Origin of the sequence: Bacterioplanes sanyensis, from assembly GCF_002237535.1 — a bacterium.
GTDB lineage: Bacteria > Pseudomonadota > Gammaproteobacteria > Pseudomonadales > Oceanobacteraceae > Bacterioplanes > Bacterioplanes sanyensis_A.
In genome coordinates this window covers 3,234,817-3,261,259 of the sequence record NZ_CP022530.1, presented here as the reverse complement: position 1 = coordinate 3,261,259, position 26,443 = coordinate 3,234,817, and the positions used below count along the sequence as shown (strand labels likewise).

Annotated in this window: 24 protein-coding genes; 19 read left to right on the top strand and 5 right to left on the bottom strand. The window is 53.3% G+C overall.

Translation table 11 applies throughout. The features are described 5' to 3' along the window. Window positions 1-7 precede the first annotated feature (7 nt). The 9 genes from CHH28_RS15080 (at window position 8) to CHH28_RS15040 (ending at window position 9,144) form a co-directional block, all read left to right on the top strand. Window positions 8-661 (top strand): phosphoribosylanthranilate isomerase, encoded by a 654-nt coding sequence (locus CHH28_RS15080; RefSeq protein ID WP_094061087.1) that lies wholly within the window; start codon window positions 8-10, stop codon window positions 659-661. After that, window positions 621-1,835 carry a tryptophan synthase subunit beta gene (gene trpB / locus CHH28_RS15075; protein ID WP_094061086.1) on the top strand — a complete coding sequence of 405 codons (1,215 nt, stop codon included), beginning with the start codon at window positions 621-623 and terminating at the stop codon, window positions 1,833-1,835. The genes CHH28_RS15080 and trpB overlap by 41 nt, the downstream gene beginning before the upstream one ends. Window positions 1,836-1,844: 9 nt before the next feature. After that, window positions 1,845-2,648, top strand: a complete 804-nt coding sequence (gene trpA / locus CHH28_RS15070; RefSeq protein WP_094061085.1) for a tryptophan synthase subunit alpha — start codon at window positions 1,845-1,847, stop codon at window positions 2,646-2,648. Between the two features lies 1 nt (window position 2,649). After that, window positions 2,650-3,894 carry a bifunctional folylpolyglutamate synthase/dihydrofolate synthase gene (locus CHH28_RS15065; RefSeq protein ID WP_157729942.1) on the top strand — a complete coding sequence of 415 codons (1,245 nt, stop codon included), beginning with the start codon at window positions 2,650-2,652 and terminating at the stop codon, window positions 3,892-3,894. Next, complete coding sequence (locus CHH28_RS15060) at window positions 3,878-4,432, top strand: SPOR domain-containing protein (RefSeq protein ID WP_094061083.1); 555 nt, start codon at window positions 3,878-3,880, stop codon at window positions 4,430-4,432. Before CHH28_RS15065 ends, CHH28_RS15060 begins: the two co-directional genes overlap by 17 nt. A 192-nt stretch (window positions 4,433-4,624) precedes the next feature. Beyond that, a complete protein-coding gene (locus CHH28_RS15055) occupies window positions 4,625-5,098 on the top strand; it encodes a CvpA family protein (protein ID WP_233243631.1) in 474 nt (157 codons plus the stop codon). A 22-nt stretch (window positions 5,099-5,120) separates the two neighbouring features. Next, a complete protein-coding gene (gene purF / locus CHH28_RS15050) occupies window positions 5,121-6,650 on the top strand; it encodes an amidophosphoribosyltransferase (protein ID WP_094061082.1) in 1,530 nt (509 codons plus the stop codon). Then, a complete protein-coding gene (locus tag CHH28_RS15045) occupies window positions 6,647-7,855 on the top strand; it encodes an O-succinylhomoserine sulfhydrylase (RefSeq protein ID WP_094061081.1) in 1,209 nt (402 codons plus the stop codon). Before purF ends, CHH28_RS15045 begins: the two co-directional genes overlap by 4 nt. Before the next feature lie 137 nt (window positions 7,856-7,992). Continuing rightward, a complete protein-coding gene (locus tag CHH28_RS15040) occupies window positions 7,993-9,144 on the top strand; it encodes an IS4 family transposase (RefSeq protein ID WP_094061080.1) in 1,152 nt (383 codons plus the stop codon). A gap of 55 nt (window positions 9,145-9,199) precedes the next feature. Here the strand turns inward: CHH28_RS15040 and CHH28_RS15035 are convergent, their stop codons facing one another. Beyond that, on the bottom strand, window positions 9,200-10,267 hold the full coding sequence (locus CHH28_RS15035) for a 3-deoxy-7-phosphoheptulonate synthase (protein ID WP_094061079.1): 1,068 nt from the start codon (window positions 10,265-10,267) through the stop codon (window positions 9,200-9,202). Between the two features lie 45 nt (window positions 10,268-10,312). Here CHH28_RS15035 and CHH28_RS15030 point away from each other — a divergent pair, with 45 nt between their 5' ends. Further along, on the top strand, window positions 10,313-11,194 hold the full coding sequence (locus tag CHH28_RS15030) for a DUF72 domain-containing protein (RefSeq protein ID WP_094061078.1): 882 nt from the start codon (window positions 10,313-10,315) through the stop codon (window positions 11,192-11,194). A gap of 7 nt (window positions 11,195-11,201) precedes the next feature. On the opposite strand, the gene CHH28_RS15025 is transcribed toward CHH28_RS15030, so the two are convergent. Then, the gene (locus tag CHH28_RS15025) at window positions 11,202-11,975 is read right to left on the bottom strand and encodes a sulfite exporter TauE/SafE family protein (protein WP_094061077.1); all 774 of its coding nucleotides are present in this window, start codon (window positions 11,973-11,975) and stop codon (window positions 11,202-11,204) included. Window positions 11,976-12,108: 133 nt separating this feature from the next. On the opposite strand from CHH28_RS15025, the gene cysB reads away from it, so the two are divergent. Then, on the top strand, window positions 12,109-13,083 hold the full coding sequence (gene cysB / locus CHH28_RS15020) for an HTH-type transcriptional regulator CysB (RefSeq protein ID WP_094061076.1): 975 nt from the start codon (window positions 12,109-12,111) through the stop codon (window positions 13,081-13,083). Window positions 13,084-13,109: 26 nt separating this feature from the next. Here the strand turns inward: cysB and CHH28_RS15015 are convergent, their stop codons facing one another. After that, window positions 13,110-13,835, bottom strand: a complete 726-nt coding sequence (locus tag CHH28_RS15015) for a phosphoadenylyl-sulfate reductase (protein WP_094061075.1) — start codon at window positions 13,833-13,835, stop codon at window positions 13,110-13,112. Between the two features lie 199 nt (window positions 13,836-14,034). Here CHH28_RS15015 and thrH point away from each other — a divergent pair, with 199 nt between their 5' ends. Next, window positions 14,035-14,652, top strand: coding sequence for a bifunctional phosphoserine phosphatase/homoserine phosphotransferase ThrH (thrH, locus tag CHH28_RS15010; protein ID WP_094061074.1), 618 nt, complete (start codon window positions 14,035-14,037; stop codon window positions 14,650-14,652). Window positions 14,653-14,690: 38 nt separating this feature from the next. Here thrH and CHH28_RS15005 read toward each other — a convergent pair whose 3' ends face one another. Continuing rightward, the gene (locus CHH28_RS15005) at window positions 14,691-16,055 is read right to left on the bottom strand and encodes an anthranilate synthase component I family protein (RefSeq protein ID WP_094061073.1); all 1,365 of its coding nucleotides are present in this window, start codon (window positions 16,053-16,055) and stop codon (window positions 14,691-14,693) included. Between the two features lie 338 nt (window positions 16,056-16,393). Here CHH28_RS15005 and CHH28_RS15000 point away from each other — a divergent pair, with 338 nt between their 5' ends. The 6 genes from CHH28_RS15000 (at window position 16,394) to CHH28_RS14975 (ending at window position 23,049) form a co-directional block, all read left to right on the top strand. Continuing rightward, on the top strand, window positions 16,394-17,470 hold the full coding sequence (locus CHH28_RS15000; RefSeq protein WP_094061072.1) for a DUF6160 family protein: 1,077 nt from the start codon (window positions 16,394-16,396) through the stop codon (window positions 17,468-17,470). A 246-nt stretch (window positions 17,471-17,716) separates the two neighbouring features. Then, complete coding sequence (locus tag CHH28_RS14995; protein WP_199243921.1) at window positions 17,717-18,610, top strand: C39 family peptidase; 894 nt, start codon at window positions 17,717-17,719, stop codon at window positions 18,608-18,610. Window positions 18,611-18,632: 22 nt separating this feature from the next. Continuing rightward, the gene (locus CHH28_RS14990) at window positions 18,633-19,697 is read left to right on the top strand and encodes a flagellar protein FilC (RefSeq protein ID WP_094061071.1); all 1,065 of its coding nucleotides are present in this window, start codon (window positions 18,633-18,635) and stop codon (window positions 19,695-19,697) included. A 13-nt stretch (window positions 19,698-19,710) separates the two neighbouring features. Beyond that, a complete protein-coding gene (locus CHH28_RS14985) occupies window positions 19,711-21,372 on the top strand; it encodes an OmpP1/FadL family transporter (RefSeq protein ID WP_094061070.1) in 1,662 nt (553 codons plus the stop codon). A gap of 29 nt (window positions 21,373-21,401) precedes the next feature. Beyond that, a complete protein-coding gene (locus CHH28_RS14980; RefSeq protein ID WP_157729941.1) occupies window positions 21,402-22,235 on the top strand; it encodes a DUF4124 domain-containing protein in 834 nt (277 codons plus the stop codon). Beyond that, a complete protein-coding gene (locus CHH28_RS14975) occupies window positions 22,216-23,049 on the top strand; it encodes an alpha/beta fold hydrolase (RefSeq protein WP_094061068.1) in 834 nt (277 codons plus the stop codon). The genes CHH28_RS14980 and CHH28_RS14975 overlap by 20 nt, the downstream gene beginning before the upstream one ends. Before the next feature lie 114 nt (window positions 23,050-23,163). Here the strand turns inward: CHH28_RS14975 and ppsR are convergent, their stop codons facing one another. Further along, window positions 23,164-23,985: a pyruvate, water dikinase regulatory protein gene (ppsR, locus tag CHH28_RS14970; protein WP_094061067.1), complete on the bottom strand. Its 822-nt coding sequence runs from the start codon at window positions 23,983-23,985 to the stop codon at window positions 23,164-23,166. An 82-nt stretch (window positions 23,986-24,067) separates the two neighbouring features. Between ppsR and ppsA the strand changes: the two genes are divergently transcribed. Continuing rightward, entirely contained in the window at window positions 24,068-26,437 is a 2,370-nt protein-coding gene (ppsA, locus tag CHH28_RS14965) for a phosphoenolpyruvate synthase (protein WP_094061066.1), read from the top strand. Window positions 26,438-26,443 lie beyond the last annotated feature (6 nt).

The window sequence follows — 26,443 nt, the reverse complement described above, 5'->3', positions numbered from 1 at the left end:
GAGCGGCATGATAAGAACACGAGTTAAAATTTGCGGCATCACCCGAGTGGAAGATGCGCTTGCTGTGGTGGAACAGGGCGCTGACAGTTTGGGATTGGTGTTTTATCCGCCCAGCCCGCGTGCGGTCTCCATCGATCAAGCGCAAGCCATCGCTGCAGCGGTGCCGGCCTTTGTCACGGTGACAGCGTTGTTTGTGAATCCAACCGTCGAAGAGGTGCAGTCGGTTTTGAATCAGGTTAGAATTGACCTGCTGCAATTTCATGGTGACGAGGACAATGACTTCTGTCGTCAGTTCAAACATCCCTTCATTAAGGCATTACGCGTCCGGCAAGCGTCGGACTTGGTGGCGTTATGCCTGCGCTTCCCAAGTGCACTGGCGCTGCTGCTAGACAGTTATAAGCCAGGAGTTCCTGGTGGAACAGGCGAGTCCTTCGACTGGTCTTTGATACCGCAGGAACTGCAAACTCCCGTGATTTTAGCCGGTGGCCTGACACCCGGTAATGTTGCTTCTGCCATAGAGCAGGTGACTCCTTACGCCGTGGATGTTAGCGGCGGGGTCGAGTCGGCCAAAGGCATTAAAGATCACGACAAAATTTGTGCATTTATGAAAGAGGTCCAACATGGCGACCAACAACGCGATCGACTTAACCCTGCCGGATGAGCGCGGCCACTTTGGTATTTACGGCGGCCGCTTCGTCTCTGAAACTCTGACCGCGGCTCTGGATGAGCTGCGTGATACCTACGAAACCTTAAAACAAGACCCTCAGTTCTGGGCCGAATTTGACCGCGACCTGGCTCATTACGTCGGCCGTCCGTCGCCTCTGTATCACGCCGAACGTTTGTCGGCGCATTGTGGCGGTGCGCAAATTTATTTGAAGCGCGAAGACCTGAACCACACCGGCGCTCATAAGATCAACAACACCATTGGCCAGGCGCTGTTGGCCAAGTACATGGGCAAAAAGAAGGTCATTGCTGAGACTGGCGCTGGCCAGCACGGCGTGGCATCGGCGACTGTCGCCGCGCGCTTTGGTTTGGAATGTAAGGTGTTTATGGGCGCTGTCGATGTCGAGCGGCAGAAGCTCAATGTCTATCGCATGAACCTGCTGGGCGCTGAAGTTGAAGCGGTGGAATCCGGCACGCGCACGCTAAAAGATGCGATGAACGAAGCCATGCGCCACTGGGTGACGCACGTCGATGATACCTTTTACATCATTGGCACGGCCGCAGGCCCGCACCCATATCCCATGCTTGTGCGTGATTTCCAGACCATCATTGGCCGCGAAACCCAGCGCCAGAGCTTGGAGTTAATCGGTCGTCAGCCAGACGCCTTGGTTGCTTGTGTGGGCGGTGGATCAAACGCCATTGGCATGTTCCATCCGTACATTGGCCATGATGAAACCGCCATTTATGGCGTTGAGGCAGGCGGTAAGGGTTTGCAAGGTGACGATCATGCGGCGCCTTTGAGCAAGGGGCGGCCTGGAGTATTACATGGCAACCGCACTTACCTGATGGAAGATGAAAATGGCCAAATCATGGGCACCCATTCTGTGTCGGCAGGTTTGGATTACCCAGGTGTGGGGCCTGAGCACGCATGGTTAAAAGACATCGGTCGCGCCAATTACGTTGCTGCTACCGATGATGAGGCGTTGAAGGCTTTCCATCAGCTGACGCGTATGGAAGGCATTATGCCGGCGCTGGAAAGCTCTCATGCGGTGGCTTTTGCGATGAAATTGGCGGAAACCATGCGCAGTGACCAAAGCATTGTGGTGAATTTGTCCGGACGTGGTGATAAAGACATTCACACCGTGGCCAGCATTGATGGCGTAAACGCCTAAGGAAGAACTATGAGTCGTATTTCTACTGTGTTGTCAGCCTTGCAGGCTGATGGCCGTAAAGCGTTGATTCCATACATTACCGCGGGCGATCCGTCGCTGGCTGCGACTGTCCCTATGATGCATGCCATGGTGCAGGCCGGTGCTGACATCATCGAACTCGGTGTGCCGTTCTCTGATCCCATGGCCGATGGACCAGTGATTCAACGCGCGTGTGAGCGCGCGTTGCTGCATGGCACGTCGCTGCGTGATGTGTTGGCTATGGTGTCGGAGTTTCGCCAGCAAGATCCCGATACGCCAGTGGTGTTGATGGGCTACCTCAATCCAGTTGAGGCCATGGGCTATGAAGCCTTTGTCGACGCAGCAGCGACTGCAGGCGTTGATGGCGTGCTGATGGTGGATCTGCCACCGGAAGAAGCCGATGGCGTGCAGGGCTACTTTGAGCAAGCCGGGCTGGATATGGTGTATCTCATCGCGCCGACCACTACGGATGAGCGCATTGCCAGCATTGCGCGCAGCGGCAGTGGCTACGTTTATTACGTTTCTCTCAAAGGAGTGACCGGGTCTGCGGCGCTGGATGTGGACGACGTAAAACGCAATCTTGAGCGCATACGCGCGCACGTCGATATCCCTGTGGGTGTGGGTTTTGGTATCCGAGATGGTGCCACGGCGGCAGCGGTAGGCGCGGTGTCCGATGGCGTGATCGTTGGCAGTGCCATTGTTAATCTGATCGCCGAGTTTGCTGAGCAGCCGAGCGAAGCGCAGCGCCATGTGGCTGAGTTGCTCAGTACCATGCGCCAAGCATTGGATAGCTGATATGGCAGGGACGGTCAGCCAGTGGATAGAATACCTGGAAGCGCTTAATCCGCAGGTGATTGACTTGGGGCTTGAGCGCGTGGTGGCGGTGGCGGAGCGGTTGCATTGCCGCCGCCCGGCGCCGCTGACCATTTTGGTGGGCGGCACCAATGGCAAGGGCACCACCTCGGCGTTGATGGCAGCATTGCTGCGCGTACAGGGTTTGTCTGTCGGCGTATATAGCTCGCCGCATTTACAGCGCTACAACGAACGCATTGCCGTGAATGGCGAGTACATCAGCGATGACGATTTAGTCGAGTCGTTACAGCGGGTGGAAGTGGCACGCGGTGACGTTGGTTTGACCTACTTTGAGTTCGGGACACTCAGCGCGCTGGAGTATTTTTCACGCTTATCGCTGGATGTCTGTGTGCTGGAAATCGGCCTTGGCGGTCGTTTGGATGCGGTCAATGTGGCTGACGCCGATTTGACCATTGTCACCAGCATTGGTCTTGATCATCAGGCTTGGCTGGGCGACACGCTGGAGCAAATTGCCTATGAAAAATGCGCCATCGCTCGGCCCGGTCGGCCGTTTGTATGCGGTCAGCTCAATCCTCCAGGCAATGTGCAGCAAGTGGTTGGTGAGCGTGAAGGTCAATGGTATCAGCGTGGCGTTGATTTTGATGTCCAGCTGCATCAACAAAGCTGTCAGGTCGAGTTTACCGACACCAAGCAGACGTATCGTTGGTCGTTGCCAGTGCCGCACATTCCCCACCATAACGTGGCGACGGCGCTGCAGTCGCTGGCACTGCTCGGTCGTTTGCCTGACGAAGCTACCTGTCAGCAAGTCATCGCCACGCTAAAAGTCGGCGGGCGACTGCAGCGCATTGATGCTGGGCATCAGCGCTGGTTCTTAGATGTGGCTCATAATCCCCAAGCGATGTCACACCTGGCTGAAGTGCTGCCCGAGGTGGACGGCATTGTCTTCTCAGCGCTGGAAGACAAACCTGTGGCGGAGTTGCTACAGGCGCTGCCTCGTCATAAGCAGCTGCTACTGGCTGGCTTGTCCATGCCGCGCGGTTTGTCTGTTGCGCAATTGCAATCGCTAGCAGCTGATCTGCCTGTCACCGGCGTTTTTGCTTCGGTCGCCGATGCGCTGGCGTACGCGATGCAGCAGTCGGCGCAGAACTGGCTGGTGGCTGGATCTTTCTATACAGTGGAGCAGGCACTGAACTGGTTCGACGAGCAGGGGCATGGAGCAGCATCTTAAAAAGCGCATAGTTGGCGCCTTAGTAACGGTTATTGCGGTGGCGATTGTGCTGCCTATTTTGCTGGACGGCAGTCGCGCCAAGTTGTCTTTGGATGTCGATATTCCACCCATCCCGGAAACCGCCGAGTGGTCGGACGATCAACGTGAGCGCCGCGTTCGCATCGAGCTGGAGAAGCTCGCCAGCGGTGACAGTCACGCTGCAACCACACCGCAGCCAACGCGCACAGTGGAGCGCGATGATCCTGCCGCTCCGCGCACACTGGGCGACCGTGGTGCGGTGGATGACGAAAATCTGCCCTACGCCTGGACGTTACAGGTGGGCGCTTTTTCGCAGCGCAACAATGCTGAGAAATTTCGCGATCGGCTGTTGAGCGATGGCTTTAAAAGCTACCTAGAAGAACAAACTGACTCTGAGTGGGTGCGTGTGTACGTTGGGCCTGTGCTGCAGCGCCATCAGGCAGAAGCGCTGCAGGCGCAATTAAAGCAGCAGTTGCAGCAGCAAGAAGTGTTTATTAAACGCTTTCGTGCGCGCTCTTGATGCTGTCTGTTTGGTCAGAAAAATGCTCTGCAGGCCGCATGATAACTGAGCTTATGATTTTGCTGCGTTTCATTCCGGCAGTGCTCTGATATACTGCGCGCTTTCTCGGCGACAGCGTATGCGGTCGTTGCTGTTTTCCCCGCTAGTTAAGGCAGTCAGAGAGTGCAATCCTTGGCCATCATCGATTGGGTTATGATCACCGTAGTGGTGGTTTCTAGTCTGATCAGTCTAAAACGTGGTTTTGTACGCGAAGCCCTATCCCTCGCTAGCTGGATCATCGCCTTTATCGTCGCGCGCTTGTTTAGCGGTAATTTGGCCACCTTATTGGAAGGCCAGATTGACACCGAGTCGCTGCGTTGGATGGTGGCCTTCCTGATTCTATTTGCCGGCACCATTATTGTCGGTGCGTTGCTCAACCATCTGATCGCCGAGCTGGTGCGGGTCACGGGGTTGAGTGGTACCGACCGCGTATTTGGCATGGTGTTTGGTGCCGTTCGCGGTTTGCTGATCCTGGTCGTCGCCGTCTATGGTTTGCAGTACACCTTGGTGCCAGATGACACTTGGTATCAACAGTCAGTTTTCATTCCACAGTTGGAATCCGTGGCGGATTGGGCACGCAAAACGTTGCCCGCTGCCACCGATCGCCTGGAGTGGTTTTCTCAGTAGTCGTTTTTGAGGTAATGCGCACATGTGCGGAATAGTGGGTATTGTTGGTAAATCCCATGTGAACCAGGGCATTTATGATGCTTTGACGGTTTTGCAGCACCGTGGTCAGGATGCGGCTGGTATCGTCACCAGCTACCAAAACAAACTGTACCTGCGTAAAGACAATGGTCTGGTGCGCGATGTTTTCCGTACACGCCATATGCAGCGCCTCATTGGCAATATGGGCATTGGCCACATTCGTTACCCAACGGCGGGCTCGTCTAGCTCCGCTGAGGCGCAGCCATTTTATGTCAACTCGCCTTACGGCATTACCTTGGCGCATAACGGCAACCTCACCAACGCCGAACAGTTGGCGCAGGACATTTATCGTGAAGATTTGCGCCACGTAAATACCACCTCCGATTCTGAAGTGTTGCTCAATATTTTTGCCCATGAGCTGCAAGTGCAGGGGCAAATTAAACCGACGCCAGAGGTGATCTTTAACGCCGTGCGCCGCGTTCATGAGCGCGTTAAGGGCGGTTATGCCGTCGTTGCCATGATCAGTGGCTACGGCATTGTGGCGTTTCGCGATCCCAATGGCATTCGCCCAGCGGTGTTTGGCAGTAAGCAAACGTCAGCCGGTACTGAGTACATGGTGGCGTCGGAATCGGTAGCCTTGGATGCGCTGGAATTTAAAATCGAGCGCGACATTGCCCCCGGTGAAGCCATCGTAGTCACCGAAGAGGGTGAGTTGCACACGCGTTTATGCGCAGATAATACGCGCCTGACGCCGTGCTTGTTTGAGTATGTGTATTTTGCGCGTCCAGATTCGATTATGGACGAAATGGCTGTGTACAAAGCGCGTCTGCGCATGGGTGAAAAACTGGCGGAAAAAATTGTCCGCGAGCATCCGGAACACGACATTGACGTGGTTATTCCCATTCCTGACACCAGCCGGTCATCGGCGCTGGAGTTGGCGAAAAAGCTGGGCGTTAAGTATCGCGAAGGCTTTATGAAAAACCGCTACATTGGCCGTACCTTTATTATGCCCGGGCAGACGCAGCGTAAAAAATCCGTGCGCCAGAAACTCAACGCACTGGATTTAGAATTCCGCGGTAAAAATGTACTGTTGGTTGATGACTCGATTGTACGCGGTACCACCTGTGAGCAAATCATCGAGATGGCCCGCGATGCGGGCGCCAATAAGGTGTATTTTGCCTCAGCAGCGCCAGCGGTGCGTTACCCCAATGTATACGGCATTGATATGCCAGCAAAAGATGAATTTATCGCGCACGGTCGCACGACCGATGAAATCGCTAAAGACATTGGTGCGGATTGGTTGGTGTATCAGGATCTGCAAGACCTGATCGACTCATGCTTGGAAGGCAGTAGTACGTCAGCAACGGCATTTGATTGCTCGGTATTTAACGGCGAATATGTTACCGGCGATATCGATGAAGAATACTTTGAGCGTTTGCATTTGTTGCGCAGTGACAGCAGTAAAGGCCGCCATGCGGTTGAAAACGTTGCCATCGATTTGCACAACGACGACAGCCCTGAAGGTCAGCTATGACGGACTATTCCGATCGCTATCCGACGCAGTTTCCCGACTGTGGGTTTGACACCCAGGCCGTGCGGGCCGGGCATGAGCGCACCCACGAGGGTGAGCATGCTGAGGCCATCTTCCCGACCAGTAGCTATGTGTTTCGCTCGGCTGCTGAGGCCGCGGCGCGCTTCTCTGGCGATGAAGATGGCAATGTCTATTCGCGTTACACCAACCCCACAGTACGTACCTTTGAGCAGCGTTTAGCGGCGCTGGAGTGCGGCCAGGCGTGCGCAGCAACGGCGTCTGGTATGGCGGCGATTTATGCGGTGTGCATGGCGCATTTACAGTCCGGTGACCATTTATTGTCGTCGCGCAGTGTGTTTGGTAGCACCAATGTGTTGTTTGAAAAATTCCTGCGCAAATTCGATATCCAAGTGACTTATGTCGACTTATTGGATCTCGAGGCCTGGGAACAAGCGCTGCAAGACAATACTAAGTTGTTGTTTCTTGAATCACCGTCAAATCCTGTTATTGAAGTGGCCGATATTAAAGCCATCGCAGATTTGGCGCATGCCAATAACGCTTTACTGGTGGTGGACAATTGTTTTTGCACGCCGGCGATTCAGCAGCCGCTGACGTTCGGGGCGGACTTGGTCACCCATTCCGCTACCAAATACATCGACGGACAAGGCCGCTGCATTGGTGGTGCTGTGATTGGCAGTGACGAGTTAATTGAGCCGGTGGTCGGTGTGTTGCGCTCTGCAGGGCCAACTATGAGCCCGTTTAACGCTTGGGTGTTTACCAAGGGGCTCGAGACCTTGTCGCTGCGCATGAAAGCACATTCAGACAATGCTCTGCAGCTGGCGCAATGGCTGCAGCAACAACCTGCCGTGCTGCAAGTCAACTACGCCGGCTTACCACAGCATCCGCAATACGAACTGGCGCAAAAGCAGCAAAAACTGCCTGGTGGCGTATTGTCGTTTGAGGTTCGAGGTGGGCAGGCAGCAGCGTGGCAAGTGATGGATGCGACGCGTCTTATTTCCATCACTGCCAACTTAGGTGATGCCAAAACCACCATTACTCATCCGGCGACGACGACACACAGTCGTTTGACGGAAGAAGAGCGTGAGGGGGCGAATATTGGCCCTGGACTACTGCGCATTGCAGTCGGGTTAGAGTGCGTTGACGACGTTATTAAAGACCTTGATCGTGGCTTATCTGAGCTAGCCTAATGCTCGGTGCGTCGCCCATAAAAAAGCCGCCTTATTGGCCACTACTGTCCCACAGTTGTGGCGCTAAATAGAAAAGCCTGAATCCACCTTGGTAAACTGACGTTGTCGAGACACCAACTACCAAAGGGATTCAGGCTTTGCCACATCATAACACCGCGTTTCACCAACTCCTAAAACCCGTGTCGAGACATGAATTCGAGAGGCTGGCCGCTCGACATCATGTTGGCCAAAAACTGCGCTCTGCCCGTCGGTGGGATCAATTTGTGGCCATGGGGCTGGGGCAGATGTCTGACCGCCAGAGTTTGCGTGACATCGAAGCCAACCTAGAAGCTCAAAGCGACAAGCTGTATCACTTGGGCGCCAAAGTCATCGCCAAAACAACGCTGGCACGACTGAATGAGCAACAGCCAGCAGCGCTGTATCAAGCGGTTTTTTATCAGCTACTAAGTCGACATAGCCAGTCACCGGGAAAACATAAATTCCGCTTTAAAAACCCGCTGTATAGTTTGGATGCCAGCGCCATCGATCTCTCTTCGCCGGTCTTCCCCTGGGCGCGCCACCGTGAGGACACGGCCAACGTTAAATTAAGCATCGGGCTGAACCACGCGACGGATATTCCAGAATACGTTGCCGTTGGAGATGGGCATGAAAACGACATGGTTCAAGGCCGACGTTTTAAGTTTCCTAAGGGCAGCATCGTCGCCTTTGATAAGGGCTACATCGACTACGAATGGTTCGGAAACCTGACCAAACAAGGGGTTTTCTTTGTCACACGCCTACGTGCAGGCACCGTGTACAAGGTGCGAGAGCGACGTGAAGTCATCGCTCATTCCGGTGTTCGCAGCGATCAGGTCATTGAACTCACCAGTGCACACGCAAAGAAGCGAGGCGCCCCGTTGCTACGCCGAGTGGGTTATCAAGACCGAGATAGCGGTAAGTTTTACGAGTTTCTCACCAATAATGTTGAGTTGTCTGCCCGCACCATTGCTGCGATTTACAAAGACCGCTGGCAAGTCGAGTTGTTCTTTAAAGCGATTAAAAGCTGCTTGAAGATTAACAAGTTCGTAGGCCATAGCCGCAATGCCGTGCTGACTCAGTTATGGATCGCTCTGATCATGTATTTGCTGATTGCCATCGCTCGGCACAGCGCCCAGCAAGGGTGGACGGTTGCCCGGATGATGAAAGTGCTGCAACTGAATATTTTCAGCCGGAAAACCCTAAAACAACTACTGAGTCCCGATAAATCGAGACACAAAAAAAGCGACCCTCAAATGAGGATCGCTTTGTGACCGCGAAACTGTGGGACAGTAGTGCCTTATTGGCGGCTTCTTTATGGTTGTGTGATTAGCGTTGCGGTAATACGTCTTTTAATTTTTTGTGCATTTTACGCACCGCTTCTTCCGTTTCTTCCCAGCTGATGCAGCCGTCAGTGACGGATAAACCGTACTCCAAATCATCCAAATTCGCCGGGATATTTTGGCGGCCATGCTTGATGTTGGACTCTACCATCAGACCAATAATGGACTGATTGCCTTCCAATATTTGATTGCTGACGTTATCCATCACCAGAGGTTGCAGTGCCGGGTCTTTATTGGAGTTTTCATGGCTGCAATCAATCATGATGTTCGGCACTAAATCGGCTTTCGACAGCGCTTGCTCTGCCAATGAAACATTGACCGAATCGTAATTGGGCTTGCCGCCGCCGCCGCGCAGCACCACGTGAGCGTAATGATTGCCTTTGGTGGACACCACAGACACTGAGCCACTCTGGTCAATGCCTAGGAAGCGATGAGGATTAGCGACAGACTTCAGCGCATTGACGGCAACGGTGAGACTGCCATCGGTGCCATTTTTAAAGCCAACAGCGGAAGACAACCCCGAGGCCATTTCTCGGTGGGTTTGTGATTCCGTGGTGCGTGCACCAATGGCGGACCAAGCAATTAAATCCTGCAGGTATTGCGGTGAAATAGGATCGAGTGCCTCGGTGGACAGCGGCAATCCCATTTCTGCCAAATCCAGTAACAGTTTGCGTGCACGATGCAAACCTTCTTGAATCTTAAAGGTGTCGTTCATGTGCGGGTCATTGATCATGCCTTTCCAACCGACGGTGGTGCGTGGCTTTTCAAAATACACACGCATCACCAAATACAAGGTGTCGCTGACTTCTTCCGCCAAATCGCGCAGGCGTGCGGCGTAGTCGTGGGCTGCCTCGACATCGTGCACCGAGCATGGGCCGATCACCAGAAAAATACGTTTATCTTTGCGGTCGATAATATCGCGAATGACCTGACGGCCTTTTTGCACGCTGGCGACGGCACTGTCGCTGATGGGCAGCTCGGCTTTCAACTGGTCAGGCGTAACCAGGGGAGAAAACGACTCGATATTCAGATCTTCTACGCGGCTGTCGGACATACTCGTTCCCAATTCATCAGGCTGGCTTTATTATTGGCCTCGATTATGACAAATGATGAGCTAAAAGCACACAATTCTAGCGGGCTCGATGCCGCTGCACTGCGCCTCGGCTTGCCGATGTGGTTTATGCCGCAATGGCGCGGTGGTCTGTTGCCAGCCGGTTGTGACGGTCATGAGGCGCTGCAGCATTACGCCCAACATTTCTCCAGCATAGAAGGCAATACCAGCTTTTATGCGTTACCCACAGTGGACAGAGCGCAGTCTTGGTCGGCGCAGGTGTCAGACCATTTTCGTTTTGTCTTTAAAGTGCCGCGCAGTATTAGCCACAGCGATCATTTAACGTCGGCTTTGCAGCGTGAGTGGCCTGCTTGGCAGCAGTTTTGCGATGCCATCGGTAAGAAGCTTGGCGTGGCGTTATTGCAGTTGCCTGCACAGTTTGGTCCGCCGCGATTGGGTGAGTTGCTCGATGCGATAGATAACATCCAGCGCATCAGTGACGTGCCGCTCGCCGTCGAAGTTCGTCATCCTGAGTTTTTTGATAAAGGCGCGGCGGAGCAGGCATTGCTGCGCCAACTCACCGACCGCCAAGTGGATCGAGTGATATTTGATAGCCGCGGCTTATTTAGCGATGCCAGTCAAAATGAGGATGTGTTGGATGCGCGCGCGAAAAAGCCTCGTTTGCCGGTGCATCCCATTGCCACCGGGCGCTTTCCCATCGTACGTTTTATTGGCCACAGTGATTGGCAGCAGGACACGATGTTGTTGCAGCAGTGGCAATCCAAACTGATGGCCTGGCAGCAAGAGGGGCGTCGACCGTTCTTTTTTATTCATACCGCCGGCAACCAGCGAGCCCCGGAACGAGCAAACGCTGTGTGTCAGCAGTGGCGACTGCCGCAATGGCAGGCATCGCAGCCGAGTTTGTTATGAATGTCGGTTAAAAGAAGGCGTAGCGCGCGCCAATGCCAAATAAGATGCTGGCTAACAGCGGGCGCAATATTTGCTCTGGAACGCGCTTGCTGAGCTGGCTGCCAAGGTGAATGGCAGGCAGTGAGCCAACGAGCAGGGCGCCTAGCAGGTAAAAGTCCACATTGCCCAAATACATATGTATCAGGCCGGCGGCCAACGTCAGTGGCACGGCGTGCGCGATGTCGGTGCCAACTACAGAGGTGCTGCGTAATATCGGGTACAGCAGCATTAGGATGGCGGTTCCAATGGCGCCAGCGCCAACCGACGATAGGGTAACAAACACGCCCAGAAATACGCCCATGATCACCGTGGCCGGTGTTCGCCAGTGCTCAAGATTACCGCGACTGTATCGCCTGGCCCATTCCTGCAGTCGCCCTCGACCAATGATCACCAGTGCCGTGAGCAGCAGCATGATGCCCAGTGCATTGCTGAGTAGGTGTGCGTAATCTTCTGAATCTTGAAACAGCGAGTGCAGCAATGCCCCAGTCGCCAGCGCCGCTGGCAAACTGCCGAGCGCCAGCAGTCGCACCAAGCGCCACTCAACGTGGCCTTGTTTGTGATGGCTGACAGCACCCCCGGCTTTGGTCAGGCCTGCATACATCAGGTCGGTGCCAACGGCGATGTGGGCTGGAAATCCAAACATCAACAGCAGCGGCGTCATCAAAGCGCCGCCACCTATGCCTGTGATTCCTACAATGAGGCCAACCAGCGCACCGGCTGCTATATATAACAAAATATCCATGACGAATGGTCTAAAGTACTACTGGAGGCTCTAAGCATGGGGATGAAGGCTAATGTAGAGGCTCGCATCTATTCTGGAAAAGAATATTTGTTTATATTTTTATAACAAATCTGTGTGGTGAGGTGGAGACGATATGAAGTTGCAACAACTGCGGTACATCTGGGAAGTGGCGCATCACGATCTGAACGTGTCGGCAACGGCACAAGTGCTCTACACCTCGCAGCCAGGTATCAGCAAGCAAATCCGCCTGCTCGAAGATGAGTTGGGTGTCGAGATTTTTGCCCGCAGCGGCAAGCACCTGACCCGGATTACACCCGCGGGTGAGGCGATCCTCAAAGTCGCCGGTGAAATTTTACGCAAGGTCGAGAGCATTAAGCAGGTGGCGCAAGAGTTCAGCGATGAAAAGAAAGGCGCGCTGTCCATCGCCACCACGCATACGCAAGCGCGCTATGCATTGCCGTCGGTGATTGATGGCTTTATGCGCAGCTATCCCGAGGTGTCGCTGCATATGCATCAGGGGACGCCAATGCAGATTGCAGAAATGGCCGCCAATGGCACCACCGACTTTGCCATTGCCACCGAAGCGATGGAGTTATTCGGCGACCTGATCATGATGCCGTGCTACCGCTGGAATCGCAGTATTCTGGTGCCCAAGTCGCATCCGCTGGCACAAACTCCTAAGCCCTCGCTCGAACAGGTGGCGGCTTATCCGTTGGTGACTTACGTGTTTGGCTTTACCGGCCGCTCGAAGTTGGACGATGCGTTTAGCAGTCGTGGTTTGACTCCTCGAGTCGCCTTTACCGCGGCTGATGCGGACGTGATTAAAACCTATGTGCGTTTGGGGGTTGGTGTGGGCATTGTGGCCAGTATGGCGATTGACCCTGAGGCCGACTCAGATTTGGCCGCACTGGATGCCAGTCACTTGTTTGACTCCAGCGTGACCAAGATCGGCTTTCGCAAAGGTACGTTTTTGCGCGGCTACATGTACGACTTTATTGCCCAGTTTGCGCCTCATCTGACGCGCGACATCGTGGACCAAGCAGCTCATTGCCATAACCGCCAGGAGTTGGAAGAGTTGTTTGCGTCACTGGAGTTGCCGGAGCATTAAAAGGCCCGGCATGCCGGGCTGGGTTGTTACGCTTTGCTAATGATGTTGCCGGCATGCAGGCCACACTCTTTATGGCCCTCATTTTCCCACCACCAGCGGCCTTCGCGTTCATGCTGATTGGGCAGCGTGGCCCGCGTGCAAGGCTGACAGCCGATGCTGGCAAACCCTTGTTGGTGCAGTGGGTTGTAGGGTACGTCAAAAACCTTGATGTATTCCCACACTTGCGCCGATGTCCAATGCGCTAACGGGTTGTATTTGGTGAGCTCACCGTTGCGGCCCTGAAACGCCGAGTCGGCTTCGACCAAATCGATGTTGCTGCGGGTGCCGGGCGATTGGTCGCGGCGCTGACCGGTGATCCAAGCATCTAGGTGCAGCAGCTTCTGCCGCAATGGCTCGATCTTGCGAATGCCGCAGCACTCTTGGTGTCCGTCTTGGTAGAAGCTGAACAGACCTTTTTCATTGACCAGCGCCTGCAATGCCTGCTGCTCTGGTGTGCGCACATCGATGCGAATGCCGTAGTGTTTGCGCACGGATTCGATGAATTCGTAGGTCTCTGGGTGCAGCCGGCCGGTATCCAGGGTGAAAACATCCACGTCGGGCTTAATTTTCACCGCCATGTCGATCAGCACCACGTCTTCAGCACCACTGAACGACACAGCGATGGCAGCGTGATTTTCCAGTGCATGACGAACCACGTCCTTTGGGCGCTTGCCCGCTAAGTCTTGGTTCAACTGCTTAATCTCTTCACTCATCGGTTGTAACCTTGTCTGTTTTTGCTATCACGGCGAGGCTAAGACTAGCATGGCTGCCTTAGTCCATTTAATAATATAAAAGAATACGCTGAAGCTCTGGCGTAATAAAACTTGCGGGAAATGCCGATCGTAGTTTGTCTTATCGAGAATGGCGCGCTAGGGTAGGCGGCGGCTGATACTGACAATAACAGGAGACCTCATGGAAATCGCTTGCTTGGATCTGGAAGGGGTGTTGGTGCCCGAAATCTGGATCGAATTTGCCAATAAAACCGGCATTGAGTCCCTCAAAGCCACCACGCGAGATATTCCAGATTACGATGAGCTGATGCGCCAGCGCCTGCGCATACTCGACGAACACAATTTAAAGATACAAGACATCCAGGAAGTCATTGCCACGCTGAAGCCGCTGGAGGGTGCGCGTGAATTTATCGACTGGCTGCGTGAGCGTTTCCAAGTGATTATTCTGTCGGACACGTTTTACGAGTTTTCGCAGCCATTGATGCGCCAGCTCGGTTTTCCAACGCTGTTCTGTCATCGCCTAGTAACCGATGACAGTGGGCGAGTGGTGGACTACAAGCTGCGCCAGGCCGACCCTAAACGGCAGTCTATTCGAGCGTTGCAAACCATCTATTACCGCACCATTGCCGCTGGTGATTCTTACAACGATACCACCATGTTGGCCGAAGCCGATGCCGGGATTTTGTTCCATGCGCCGCAAAATGTGATCGATGAATTTCCGCAGTTTCCGGCGGTCCATTCATTTGACGAGTTAAAGAAAGAATTTATCAAAGCCAGTAACCGAGAGTTGAGTCTTTGATTTATTTGACCGGTCTACTGTGGGGGTGGGCTGCTGGCTTACAGCGGTTGCTGCATAATGCGCTGAACTTTATTGAGGATTTCCTGATATTCAGAGTCTGCGGTGCTGTCGAGTACGATGCCGCCGCCGCCCCAGCACTCGGCGCCATCGCGCTTGGCAATAATGGAGCGGATCAAAATATTAAAGTCACTGTGGCCGCGACTATCAAAATACCCCATTGAGCCGCAATAAAAGCCGCGCGAACGCACTTCTAACTCGTTGATGATTTCCATCGCCCGACGTTTCGGTGCACCGGTAATGGAGCCACCCGGTAAAGCGGCGAAAATGGCTTGCTCGTGGCTAATCTCGGGTTTGAGTTCAGCGACGATGGTGCTAACCAGATGATGCACATTTGCGTGGCTCTGCGGTGCAAATAGTGCTTCCACCTTGACGCTGCCTGCGGTGGCATAGCGACTCAGATCGTTGCGCAGCAAATCAACAATCATCAGATTTTCCGCCTGATTCTTCGGGCAGCTTCGTAATGCATCAAGCAGCTTCTGATCTTCTTCTGGGTGTGAACTGCGCGGTGCTGTGCCTTTTATTGGACGGGTTTCTAAGCGCCGTTGGTCAATGCGCACAAAGCGCTCTGGACTGACGGTAAACAGGGAAAATTCAGCGGTTTTTAAAAAGCCGCTGTGCGGTGCATCGAACGCCTCTAGCAGCTCCGCTGGCGACTGTTGGGTTAAATCATCGGCACAGCGAAACGGCATGGTGAGGTTGGTTTGATAGCAGTCGCCGCTGCGCAAATACGCTTGAATGCGCTCAAAAGCGGCTTGATATTGCGCCAAGTTCCACTCGGGCTGCCAGTCGCGTGCGGCCGCTGGGCTGATTTCGGGAGGCTCGTTCAATAAAGCATCAAGGGCCGTGAGCCAAGGGGCAATGTTTTGCTCCGTTGCTGAGCACAAAATCACCTCATTGGTATCTAGGCACAGCTGCAGCGATATCGGGTAATAACCAAACCAGGCCAGCGGCAGGTCGTGATCCGAGCGCGGCGGCGGTTGTGCGATGGCATTGGCTTGGCTGTATTGACCGGCGTCGTAGCCAAATACGCCGGCCCAACCGGAAACGAAATCGCAAGATGCCGAGCTGTCTTTGCTTTGCTGGTTTGCATATGCATGTTTTGCAGGCTGCTGCAGCTGGCGCAAAAGGTCGTCTAGCTGCTCGCTGTTGTTCGCTTGCAGGATTTCGGTTGGCGCAAAAGCCAATGTGGCGCGGCGTGATGCGGCGGCGTTTTGCTGTTGCTGATCGATGTCAGCGGTCGGCACAGCGCCGGACAGGCCATGGTAAAAGACGATTGGGTTATCCAAAAAATGACAGTATTTCAGTAGCTTACGAGCGTTGAATGAGAGTTTTTGGTGTATCATTTTGTGCCAATCGTCGGGGCGAGATCGCTAGGTTAAGTGCCTGATTTTACAGCAAAAGCCGGCTGCCGTCTGGCGCGTAAGCGGGTGCGCTTGTGCCGATTTAGGTAATCGGTGGTAAAAAAATGTAACCAAAGCGGTGGACAGCGGCCACAGTCGGGTAATAGATTACCGTCTGTCCAAGTCTTTAGGCGGCTGGGCGATAAGCGAATAACAATAACAGCTAACTGTTTTCACAGGTCACCGCAGGTATCCATGGTTCGTCAGGGCCAGCAGGGTCACGCAGTGAAAGGGCCGGGAAAGGTCCGCACAAGCAAAAAAATAATCAGGAGTGTGCACACATGAAACTTCTCAAAAAAGCGTCTCTCGCCGCGGCCATCGCTGCTGCCCCGTTCGCAGCCCAAGCATTGCAGCCACTGGATGATGCGACGTTATCAAACGCCACTGGTCAGTCCGGTGTGACCATTGAGATCGATATTGATAGCTCGGGTATCAGCATCGGTGAGATTGAATACACGGACCAGGGCTCTGTCGTTCTGCAAAACATACAAGTTCGCAATGTTGATGGCCTTACTCAAACCATTGATGTTGACACCTATGGTAACCTGTTGATCGGTATGTCCAGTGTTGATGATATGCAGGTGTCCATTGGCGGGCTGCAGGGCGCTGAATTTACCAGTGCGCTTGCTCTAAAGTCGACCGCCGGCGAAATGACTGAAGTTATCAATAATATTGATATGCAGCTGGATATTGGTGAATCTAAAACAGCAATTATGAACCTTGCAGCTAGCGGTAATACTGTCGACTTCAGCAGTGTCGGAGGGTTTGGCAATAATTCTAGTGTCGGTATTTCCGATCTTCCTGCATCAGCTCAGAGTGGGGCTGTTGCAATCCTCTCTAAAGCATCTATTAAAATTGATAACATGAACATTGGTGCTTTTGGTTACACAAGAGCCCAGGCGGAGGCAAACCAAGTTGTCATCGAAGACGGTATTTCAAATAACAATGCCCGATCTGTTGATGTAGCGAATGAGATTTTTGACAGTTATAACCAAGAGATGGGACTTAATCCCGGTGATGCAGGCTATATGAGTTCTGTTGCGGCGGGCGCCACTCTGACTCAGGATCAAAAAGACGTCTTGGTGTCGGTTGTAGCGAACGGCGCTGCAGTTCATGTGCAAGGTCTTCAGTTCTACAAGGATAACAATGGCACAAAAGAAGCTGCAACTATCGAGCAGACGATATGGGCTAAGGGTGGTTCGGCTGCTCTTGGTGGTGGCGTATATATTCAAGTAGGTAAGATCGAAGGTACCTTGGATATCGCTGGTATCCATATGGGTGGTGAGTCGATTGGTGGCTTGAAAGTTTCTGACATCAACTTGAGCGGCATGACCCAGCGTATCTACGGTCACAACTAATCTGTTGTGCAATAAAAAACCCGCTTCGGCGGGTTTTTTATTGCCTGTAATTTGGGCTTTCCAATTTTTGGTGGGGCTGCCAATCCAATATCATGCGTAAAAACCCTTAAGCCTGGCGCAATTGGTGGAAAAACGGCTTGGTGCCCTATGTGATTTTATGTAACATGAGTACCAAATACGATAACAATAATAATGGGGTTGTCGCCCGTGTTTGTCATTCTCCTCGGATCCATCATAGGTTTTGCCATGATCAACGAGCTGGCTATGGTAAACGACCGCCAGCCCGGCGACACCGTTATTCGCTATGACGTGAACCAGCCATTTCAAAGTGATCAGCTGGTCAATGTCGAACCGCTGGCGGTGCAGCGTTTTCATAACGTAGTGCGCCAGCAATACGACTATTCTTGCGGCTCTGCTGCCTTAACCACTTTGCTGGACTTTTATCTCGGCCGTAACTTTCGTGAACGCCAAGTGATGGAAGGCTTGCTGCGTTTTGGTGAAACCGAACGCATCATTCAGCGTCGTGGCTTTTCATTGCTGGATATGAAACGGCTGGTAACGGCACTGGGGCACCCGTCAGGTGGCTTTCGCGCCGATGCCGACGACCTGCGTGAGCTGGATCACCCAGCCATTGCACCAATTGACCACGGCGGCTTTAAACACTTTGTGGTCATTCGCGCAGTGCACGAGGATCGTGTGTACTTGGCCGACCCGGCGCAGGGTAATATCAGTTTCACCATGCATCGGTTTTTAGAAATTTGGGACAATAACATTCTGTTTATTGTCTTCCCCAATGGCCATACGCCAGCCAATGGGCTGGCGCTGCGTGAAGAAGACATGCGCTTCGTGTCGGAGTCGGTGATTGCCGACAACGCTCTGCGTGAGTTTCCTCTGTTGGCAATGCGTTACGAAGACACTATTTCTAACAAGATTGCCTCGCTTAGTAATAACGCCAAATCCAGCTATGAGTTGAAGCTGGATGACAATGGTCAAGCGATGACCAATGAAGATGGCAATTATTTGTATGAAATTATTCTTGAAGATGCCGATGACGGTGTCAGTCCATCCGAATACAATGTCCGGGTAACGCAGGACCCAACGGAACGCATCGAAAAAACACTGCGCTTTAGAAGAAAATAATAATTACACGCAAGGACAAACCATGCTGACTCGCCACTCTTTATACGCACTGCCGTTGCTGCTGGTGCTGCTGCCCGCGGCTTGGGCTGATGATAACGACCTGTCGAAGGCACGTGAGGCGCTGTCGAAGCAGGAAAGCGATGCGGACACGGAAAAAGCGCTGGAAGAAGTATTTGAAGCCGCCGAGAAAAACTATTCACTGCTGCGCCAGGGCGGCGTTGGTCTGAATTACAACTTCGACTACAGCTATTACGGCGACCAGCGCATTAACTTGGTGGTGGAGCCAAACTTGGATGAAGACGGTGAACCGACCGGCAGTTCGTCCATTCGCAACGCCGATGTCTCACCAGTGGCCAGTCATACTTTTACCAACTCATTTACGCTGGACTACGGCGTATTGAATAACCTTACCGTCAGTGGCCGTCTGCCGTTGGTGGCGAAGTTTGATACCGAAGAAAGTCTGACCACGTACGCGCTGGGCGATATCAGCGGTACCGTACGCTGGCAACCCTGGGAATATGTGCCGGGTACGTTAAGTAAAACGCTGTTTTCAACCTTTAAAAGCAAAACCGGCGACAGCCCCTACGAGATCGATCTGGATAAGCATTTATCCAGTGGCTCGGGGTATTACAGCTGGAGCGGCGGTTTGAGCGCGTCAAAAGTGATGGACCCAGTGGTGCTGTTTGGCTCTGGCAGTTATGGCTACAACATACCGGTAACGGGCTTGGATCAGGTGCGTGGCTCATCGTTATTGCAAGAAGTGCATCCGGGAAACTCGTTGTCACTGTCGATGGGTTTTGCGTATTCACTGTCTTACGACGTGTCGTTGAGTGTGTCGTTCCAGGGCTCTTACAACGACGAAACGCGGTTTAAGTTGTATACGCCTGCGACGGGTGAATACACCAATTCCGTCAGTGGCAGTCAGCTGTCGGGCATTATGAATTTTGCGCTGGGCGTGCGCGTGTCGCCGAAAACCATCGCTAATATCAATGTCGGTTTTGGTATGACCGAGTTATCACCCGATATCATTCTGGGGCTGTCGTTACCGATCGATATCGAAGGTGTAAAACCGGCCGCAGCGAATTAATGGGGTGAAGCGTATGAAAAGGGCTTTCCCCTGGCGTGCGGCGCTGCCGTTGGCCATTATGGCGGCGACGCTTCCAGCTCACGGGCAGCTGGCGCAAAATCTATTTCTCGATACCAAAGCAATGTCACTCGGCAACGCGGTGACGGCGGATCCAACGGGCATTATGGATATCCATTTTAACCCGGCAGGACTGACTAAACTCGACGGTCGCCAGTGGCAGTTGCAGGCGATGAATGTGTATCTGTCTGCTACAACGCGCTTTGCGTTACCGGACGGCTACGACCCGGATGAGTCGGGTTTGTTGCCTATCCACGAAGACCCGGTGTTGCAAGAAGGCGATGGTGAAGCGTCGGCGGCCGCCTATATTCCCGGCTACGGCATTATGCCGATGAATATGTTGCCGATTCTGACATTGCCAACCGGGGGAATTTCGATCAAACCGCCTGGTTCTAAGTTTACCTTTGCTAATGCCGTTTATGCGCCGATGGCCGCCGGTTTTGCCAAAGATGACGATGACCCAGGGCGCTATCAGGCCAAGCAGGTGGCGCTGCAGCGTTTTACCTATTTGTCGCCATCGTTTGGTTATCAGGTCACGGACGAGTTTTCCGTTGGCGCCAGTTTTTTATTTTCTCACCAGGCGGTGTCCGTGGTGCAGGACATTCGTGCGCCGAGTGTATTGATTGGTGTGCTAGAGGAGCTGCAGGACGCCTTTGGCTGCTTTGATGAAAATGGTGCTCCGACGGGCAATGACCCGCTGGCGCCATTGGTGACCTTGTGTGGCGGTGATGTCGGGCCGTATGACGATGTGGGCGAGCTGCGTTTATCCACCGAAGAATCGTTGTCGCCATCTTTTAATGTGGGCTTGCTATGGGAGCCGAACGACTGGTTTGCTTTTGGTTTGGGATATCAAAGTGAAGCGGTGAGTCGCTTAAAAGGCACTTACGAGCTTGAGTACACGCCAGAGTTTGCAGACTTTTTCCGCAGTTTTCGCTCATCCATTATTGGTGCCATCGGTGGGGCGATTTTTTCGTTGCCGACCGGGGTGCGCAAAGAGTCGGGCAATGTATCGGTGGAAATGACCTATCCGCAGCACTTACAACTGGGCACCAAATTTCGTTTTTGGGATCGCTATCAACTGAATGTGGATGCCGGTTGGACCGATTTTGAAAAGTGGGACTCACTGAAGTTTGAATTTGATCGCCAGGTGAGTTTTTTAAGTACCGCGAAAACACTGGCGCCCGGTTTGGTGACCGATACCACGCTAAAACAAACCTTGGGCTATCGCAGTGTGTGGAGCTGGGGTTTTGGTTTCCAGTACGATTTAAATTCGCGTATCAAATTACGCTTGGGTTACGAGCCGCGTGAAACGTCCATTCCGAAAGACGCACGCAGTGCGCAGGCACCACTGGGCTTTGCACGGTTATACAGTGTCGGCATGGGCTACCAATGGGATATGGATACGGTCATTGACCTGTCTCTTAGTTTCATGCAGTCTGCCGAATCGATCAAAGCGGACCCTCAAGAAGCAGAGCAGGCGGGTGATTATCCCAATTCCAGTAACGCCATTAACCGGAACTGTCTGACATGTACCGTCAGCAACCCGTATCCGGGGTTGGATGTCGATACCGAGCTGACCATAGGTTCGGCTGGCATCAGCTTCCGTACCAAATTCTGACGCTGTTTTGTCTGTGGTTGACGCTGGCGATGCCAGCGTTTGCCGCAGACAGCGACTACTACACCTGGGTCGATGAGCAGGGTCGAGTGCATAACAGCCCGAAGCCTGGTTTCGCGGTTGCTCCTAAGCCAGGCGCTGAGCGCGGTGCAAATTCTGAGACCCAACCCGGTATAAATCAAAACGACTCTGCAACGCCTGAGGTCAATAACGGCTCATCATCGTCGGAGTTTGATCCGGCTGATTTTCCAGACGAAGCCGAAGTGATTCGTCGTCAACAGCAACAGTTGCAACAGCAGCCGCCGTTTTATATTTGGGTGGACGAGCGGGGCGTATCGCATATTCAGACGTTTACGGTGGGTGAAGGCACCGCTCCTGTCGTGCCAGAAGCCGCAACTTTTGATCATATTTTAATCCCACCTTTTCGCTGGCAGCACAATGCCAGCGATTGCTGCGAGCGGTATTTGTTTGCTTTTAAACAGGCTTTGCCAGCCGATGAGACTCAATCCTTCGATGCATTTGATCGCGCGCAGCCGTTTTTGTGGCAGGGGCAGGCTTATCGTGGCTGGTACTTTCAATTGCTCGGGACGCAAGCGCTGCCCAGGCAGTTGCAGTTAACTCGCCTTGGTGAGGGCGAGCCGGCGGCTCTGTTGCTACTCAATGACGATTTGCAGCCGTTGTACTGGCTGCCGCGCTTGAATGGTATAGTGCGCCCCGCCAGTTGGGCGAGTGACGCCCGCTATGAGTCTTTAATAGAAATTCGCGACCCACAGGTTCGTTTCGCCGTTGTGCTGATGGCAGAGCAATGGCGACAACAGTCGTGGTCGATGACAGCACGATGGTCTTATGGAACGACATCCCCTTAATATCACCACCAACAGTGCGCATCAGCACGCGCTACTGCTGCAATACCCACAATATTCGACCGGCCCGCGCATGGTGATGCTGCACGGTTCGGGCGTGGCCGGTGAATATACTTGGACTTATTTATGCAATTATTTGCGTGGATGGTCGGAAATATTGTTGCTCGATCTTGCAGAAATGGGACAGTCGCGCTTTGCCCTAGACATGCCTTGGCAAGCCTCGTCGTATGCCACGCAATTGCAGGAGCTGTTAGAGCGCTTAGATTGGCAAACGTTTGATCTGGCGGCTTATTCCTTTGGTGGCATGGTGGCGTGGGCATGGATGAATCAGCATCCGCTGGATGGCCGACTGTTTTTGTTGGAGCCAGCCATGTTGGGTGGTGTGGAGCCGGCTACGTTGGTGAATAAGGCAGAGGCCTATCGGCAATTGTCGCACCAGCTGATGGCGCAGCCTGATCGTCTCGACTTGTATCGTGAATTTCTCGATATCGTCTCGCCTGTTCGTCCAGACAATCCGCAAGCCGACGAGCTGACAGCGACTCGTTTAGCGGAAAATCCTGCCGGTTTTGCGCGTGCCTTAAATACTGTGGCGACGGAATTGATGCAGCACGCCGATGAGTTTGTTCAATGGCAAGCGCCGGTGTCGGGTATGAGTTTTGTTGGCAGTTTGTCGCCGCAAGAAATGCATCAGCGCCACCAAATGTTGGCTGAGCAAAACCTGCCCAGCTGGCAGTACGTATCCATCGCAGGCGCCGATCACCGTCTGGTATATACCCATTCCCGTCAAATCGCGGCAGCGATGAATAAAATGGTTTAGCGCCTAAACTGGCGCTACTGATGTGGCTAATGAGTTAGCTGATCAAGTAGCCATCGGCCGCTGAACAGTGCTCATTGCTCAGTACCATGGGTATTTTCGTCAATAAAATCGGACTTATGTTTTGAGGCGTCGCTGCAGGCCAGTATCGGCCAAAATACGTGTGGCGATTTCTTCAATCGAGCGCGCGGTGGTGCTGATGTAGGGAATCTGCTCGCGCTGATACAGCAATTCCACTTCTTCGACTTCCAAATAACATTGCTTAAGCGAGGCGTAGCGGCTGTTGGCGCGTCGTTCGCTGCGAATCAGTGCCAAGCGGTCTGGGTCAATCGACAGGCCATACAGCTTGTCGCGATGTTCGCTGAGGGATTTCGGCAGTTTTAAATCCAGCATGTCTTCTTCGGTCAGCGGGTAGTTAGCGGCTTTGATGCCGAACTGCATTGCCATGTACAGGCTGGTCGGTGTTTTGCCGCAGCGCGAGACGCCCACCAAAATGATGTCAGCCTCGGCATATTGACGCGTGCGCGCGCCGTCGTCGTTGTCGAGGGCGAAGTTGATGGCGTCAATGCGGGCCTGATAATCGTGGCTGTCGGTGGCCAAATGCGATTTGCCCACGCTGTAGGAGGACTCAGTGCCCAGTTCTTGCTCCAGCGGTGCTAAAAAGGTGGCAAAAATATCGACCTTGAAAGCATCGGCAGAATCGACAATAGCGCGGATGCTCTTATTGACGATGGTGTCGAACAAAATTACCGGCTGGCCACTGTCTTGGGCGGCTTGATTCATCTTCGCCACTGCCGCGTGCGCTTTCTCTTCATCGTCTACGTAGGGCATGGTGATGCGCTCGAATTCTAAGCGCTCAAACTGGGCTAATAGGCTATTCCCTAAGGTTTCTGCGGTAATGCCGGTGCCATCGGAAATGAAGAATGCGTATCGCTTCATGTAGAAATTTGCTCTGGGTACTTTTACTATTACGCGCTGCGAATCATAGCGATAAGCCATTGAAAAAGACAGGAGAAGGGCGTTGACCGATTACGTACTCTGGTTTGATCAGGTATCAATGGGCGATGTAGAGCGGGTAGGTGGTAAGAATGCATCGCTCGGTGAAATGATCAGTAATCTGGCCAACGCAGGCGTTACTGTTCCTAACGGCTTTGCCACGACGGCCGATGCCTACCGAGAGTTCTTGAGCTATCAGGGGCTGGACGACCGTATTAATGCGGAGCTGAGCAGCTTGGATGTCGACGACATCCGCATGCTGACGGAGACCGGTGCGCGTATCCGTAACTGGATTCTTGAAGCGCCGTTGCCGCCTGGGCTGGAAGCGGCCGTTGAAGAGGCCTTTGCCAAGCTGCAAGGCGGCAATGCCAAAATGGCTGTAGCCGTGCGCTCGTCTGCCACCGCCGAAGACTTGCCCGATGCCTCCTTTGCTGGCCAGCAAGAAACGCACTTAAACATCGTCGGTATCGATAACGTCAAGCACGCCATCCGTGATGTGTTTGCCTCGCTGTTTAACGATCGTGCTATTGCCTACCGCGAGCATCAGGGTTTTGACCATCACAAGGTGGCGCTGTCGGCCGGTGTGCAACGCATGGTGCGCAGTGAAACGGCGTCCAGTGGTGTGATGTTTACCTTGGATACCGAATCCGGTTTCGATCAGGTGGTATTCATTACCTCGTCTTATGGTCTCGGTGAAACCGTTGTCCAGGGTGCGGTGAACCCGGATGAGTTTTACGTTCACAAAGAAAACCTGCAAAACAATCGTCCGGCGATCTTGCGTCGCAACCTTGGCGCTAAGGCCATTAAAATGGTCTACAACCAAGACGCTGCAGTGGGCCGCTCGGTAGAAACCCAACGCGTCGATCGCGCTGACCGTCAGGTATTTTCCATCAATGACGCGGAAATCGAAGCACTGGCACGCCAGGCAATGATTATCGAGCAGCATTACCAGCGCCCGATGGACATCGAGTGGGCCAAAGACGGCGACGATGGCCGCCTGTACATCGTACAAGCACGCCCAGAAACCGTAAAAAGTCGCGCCAGCAAAACCGTGATGGAGCGCTACCTGCTGCAAGAAACCGGCAAAGTACTGGTGGAAGGGCGCAGTATTGGTCACCGCATTGGCAAAGGTCCGGTTCGTATTATCGATTCCGTCGATGAAATGGATCAGGTGCAGCCGGGGGATGTGCTGGTGGCGGACATGACCGACCCAGACTGGGAGCCGGTAATGAAACGTGCCTCCGCCATTGTCACTAACCGTGGTGGTCGTACCTGTCATGCTGCGATTATCGCGCGTGAATTGGGTATTCCAGCGGTGGTGGGCTGTGAGGATGCCACCAAACTGCTGAGCGATGGTCAGGACGTGACGGTATCTTGCGCTGAAGGTGACACCGGCTTTGTTTACGAAGGTGCGTTGAACTTTGATATTCGTCGCAACAGTGTGGAATCCATGCCGGAGTTGCCGTTCAAAATTATGATGAACGTCGGCAACCCAGATCGTGCGTTTGATTTCCAAGGTTTGCCCAATGCCGGTGTCGGCTTGGCGCGGTTGGAATTTATTATTAATCGCATGATTGGTGTGCATCCAAAAGCGCTGTTGAATTTTGATACCTTGCCAGAGGAAGTAAAACCCACCGTTGAGCGACGCATTTCGGGATACGCCAGCCCGGTGGATTTTTACGTCGACAAACTGGTGGAAGGTATTTCTACGCTGGCCGCAGCCTTCTGGCCCAAGCGTGTGATCGTGCGTTTGTCCGACTTTAAATCAAACGAATACGCCAACTTAATTGGCGGTCGTTTGTACGAGCCGGAAGAAGAAAATCCGATGCTGGGCTTCCGCGGCGCTTCGCGTTATATCTCCAAGAATTTCCGCGATTGTTTTGAGCTGGAATGTCGTGCCATGCGTCGTGTGCGCAACGACATGGGCTTTACCAACGTAGAAATCATGGTGCCCTTTGTGCGCACGCCGGGCGAAGCGGAGCAAGTGGTGAACTTGCTGGCAGACAATGGTTTGAAGCGCGGCGAAAACGATCTGCGCTTAATCATGATGTGTGAGCTACCAGCAAATGCGGTACTGGCTGAGCAATTCCTTGAGCATTTTGATGGTTTCTCTGTCGGCTCTAACGATTTAACCCAACTGACACTGGGTTTGGATCGCGACTCCGGTATCATTGCCCATCTGTTTGATGAGCGTAACCCGGCCATTTTGGCGTTGTTGGAAAATGCCATTAACGCCTGTAAAAAGGCGGGCAAATACATTGGCATTTGCGGCCAAGGCCCGTCGGATCATCCGGACTTTGCCAAGTGGCTGATGGAGCACGGCATCGACAGTGTGTCGCTCAATCCGGACTCGGTGATGGATACCTGGTTCTTCTTGGCTGACAAGGACAGTTAAGCCTCA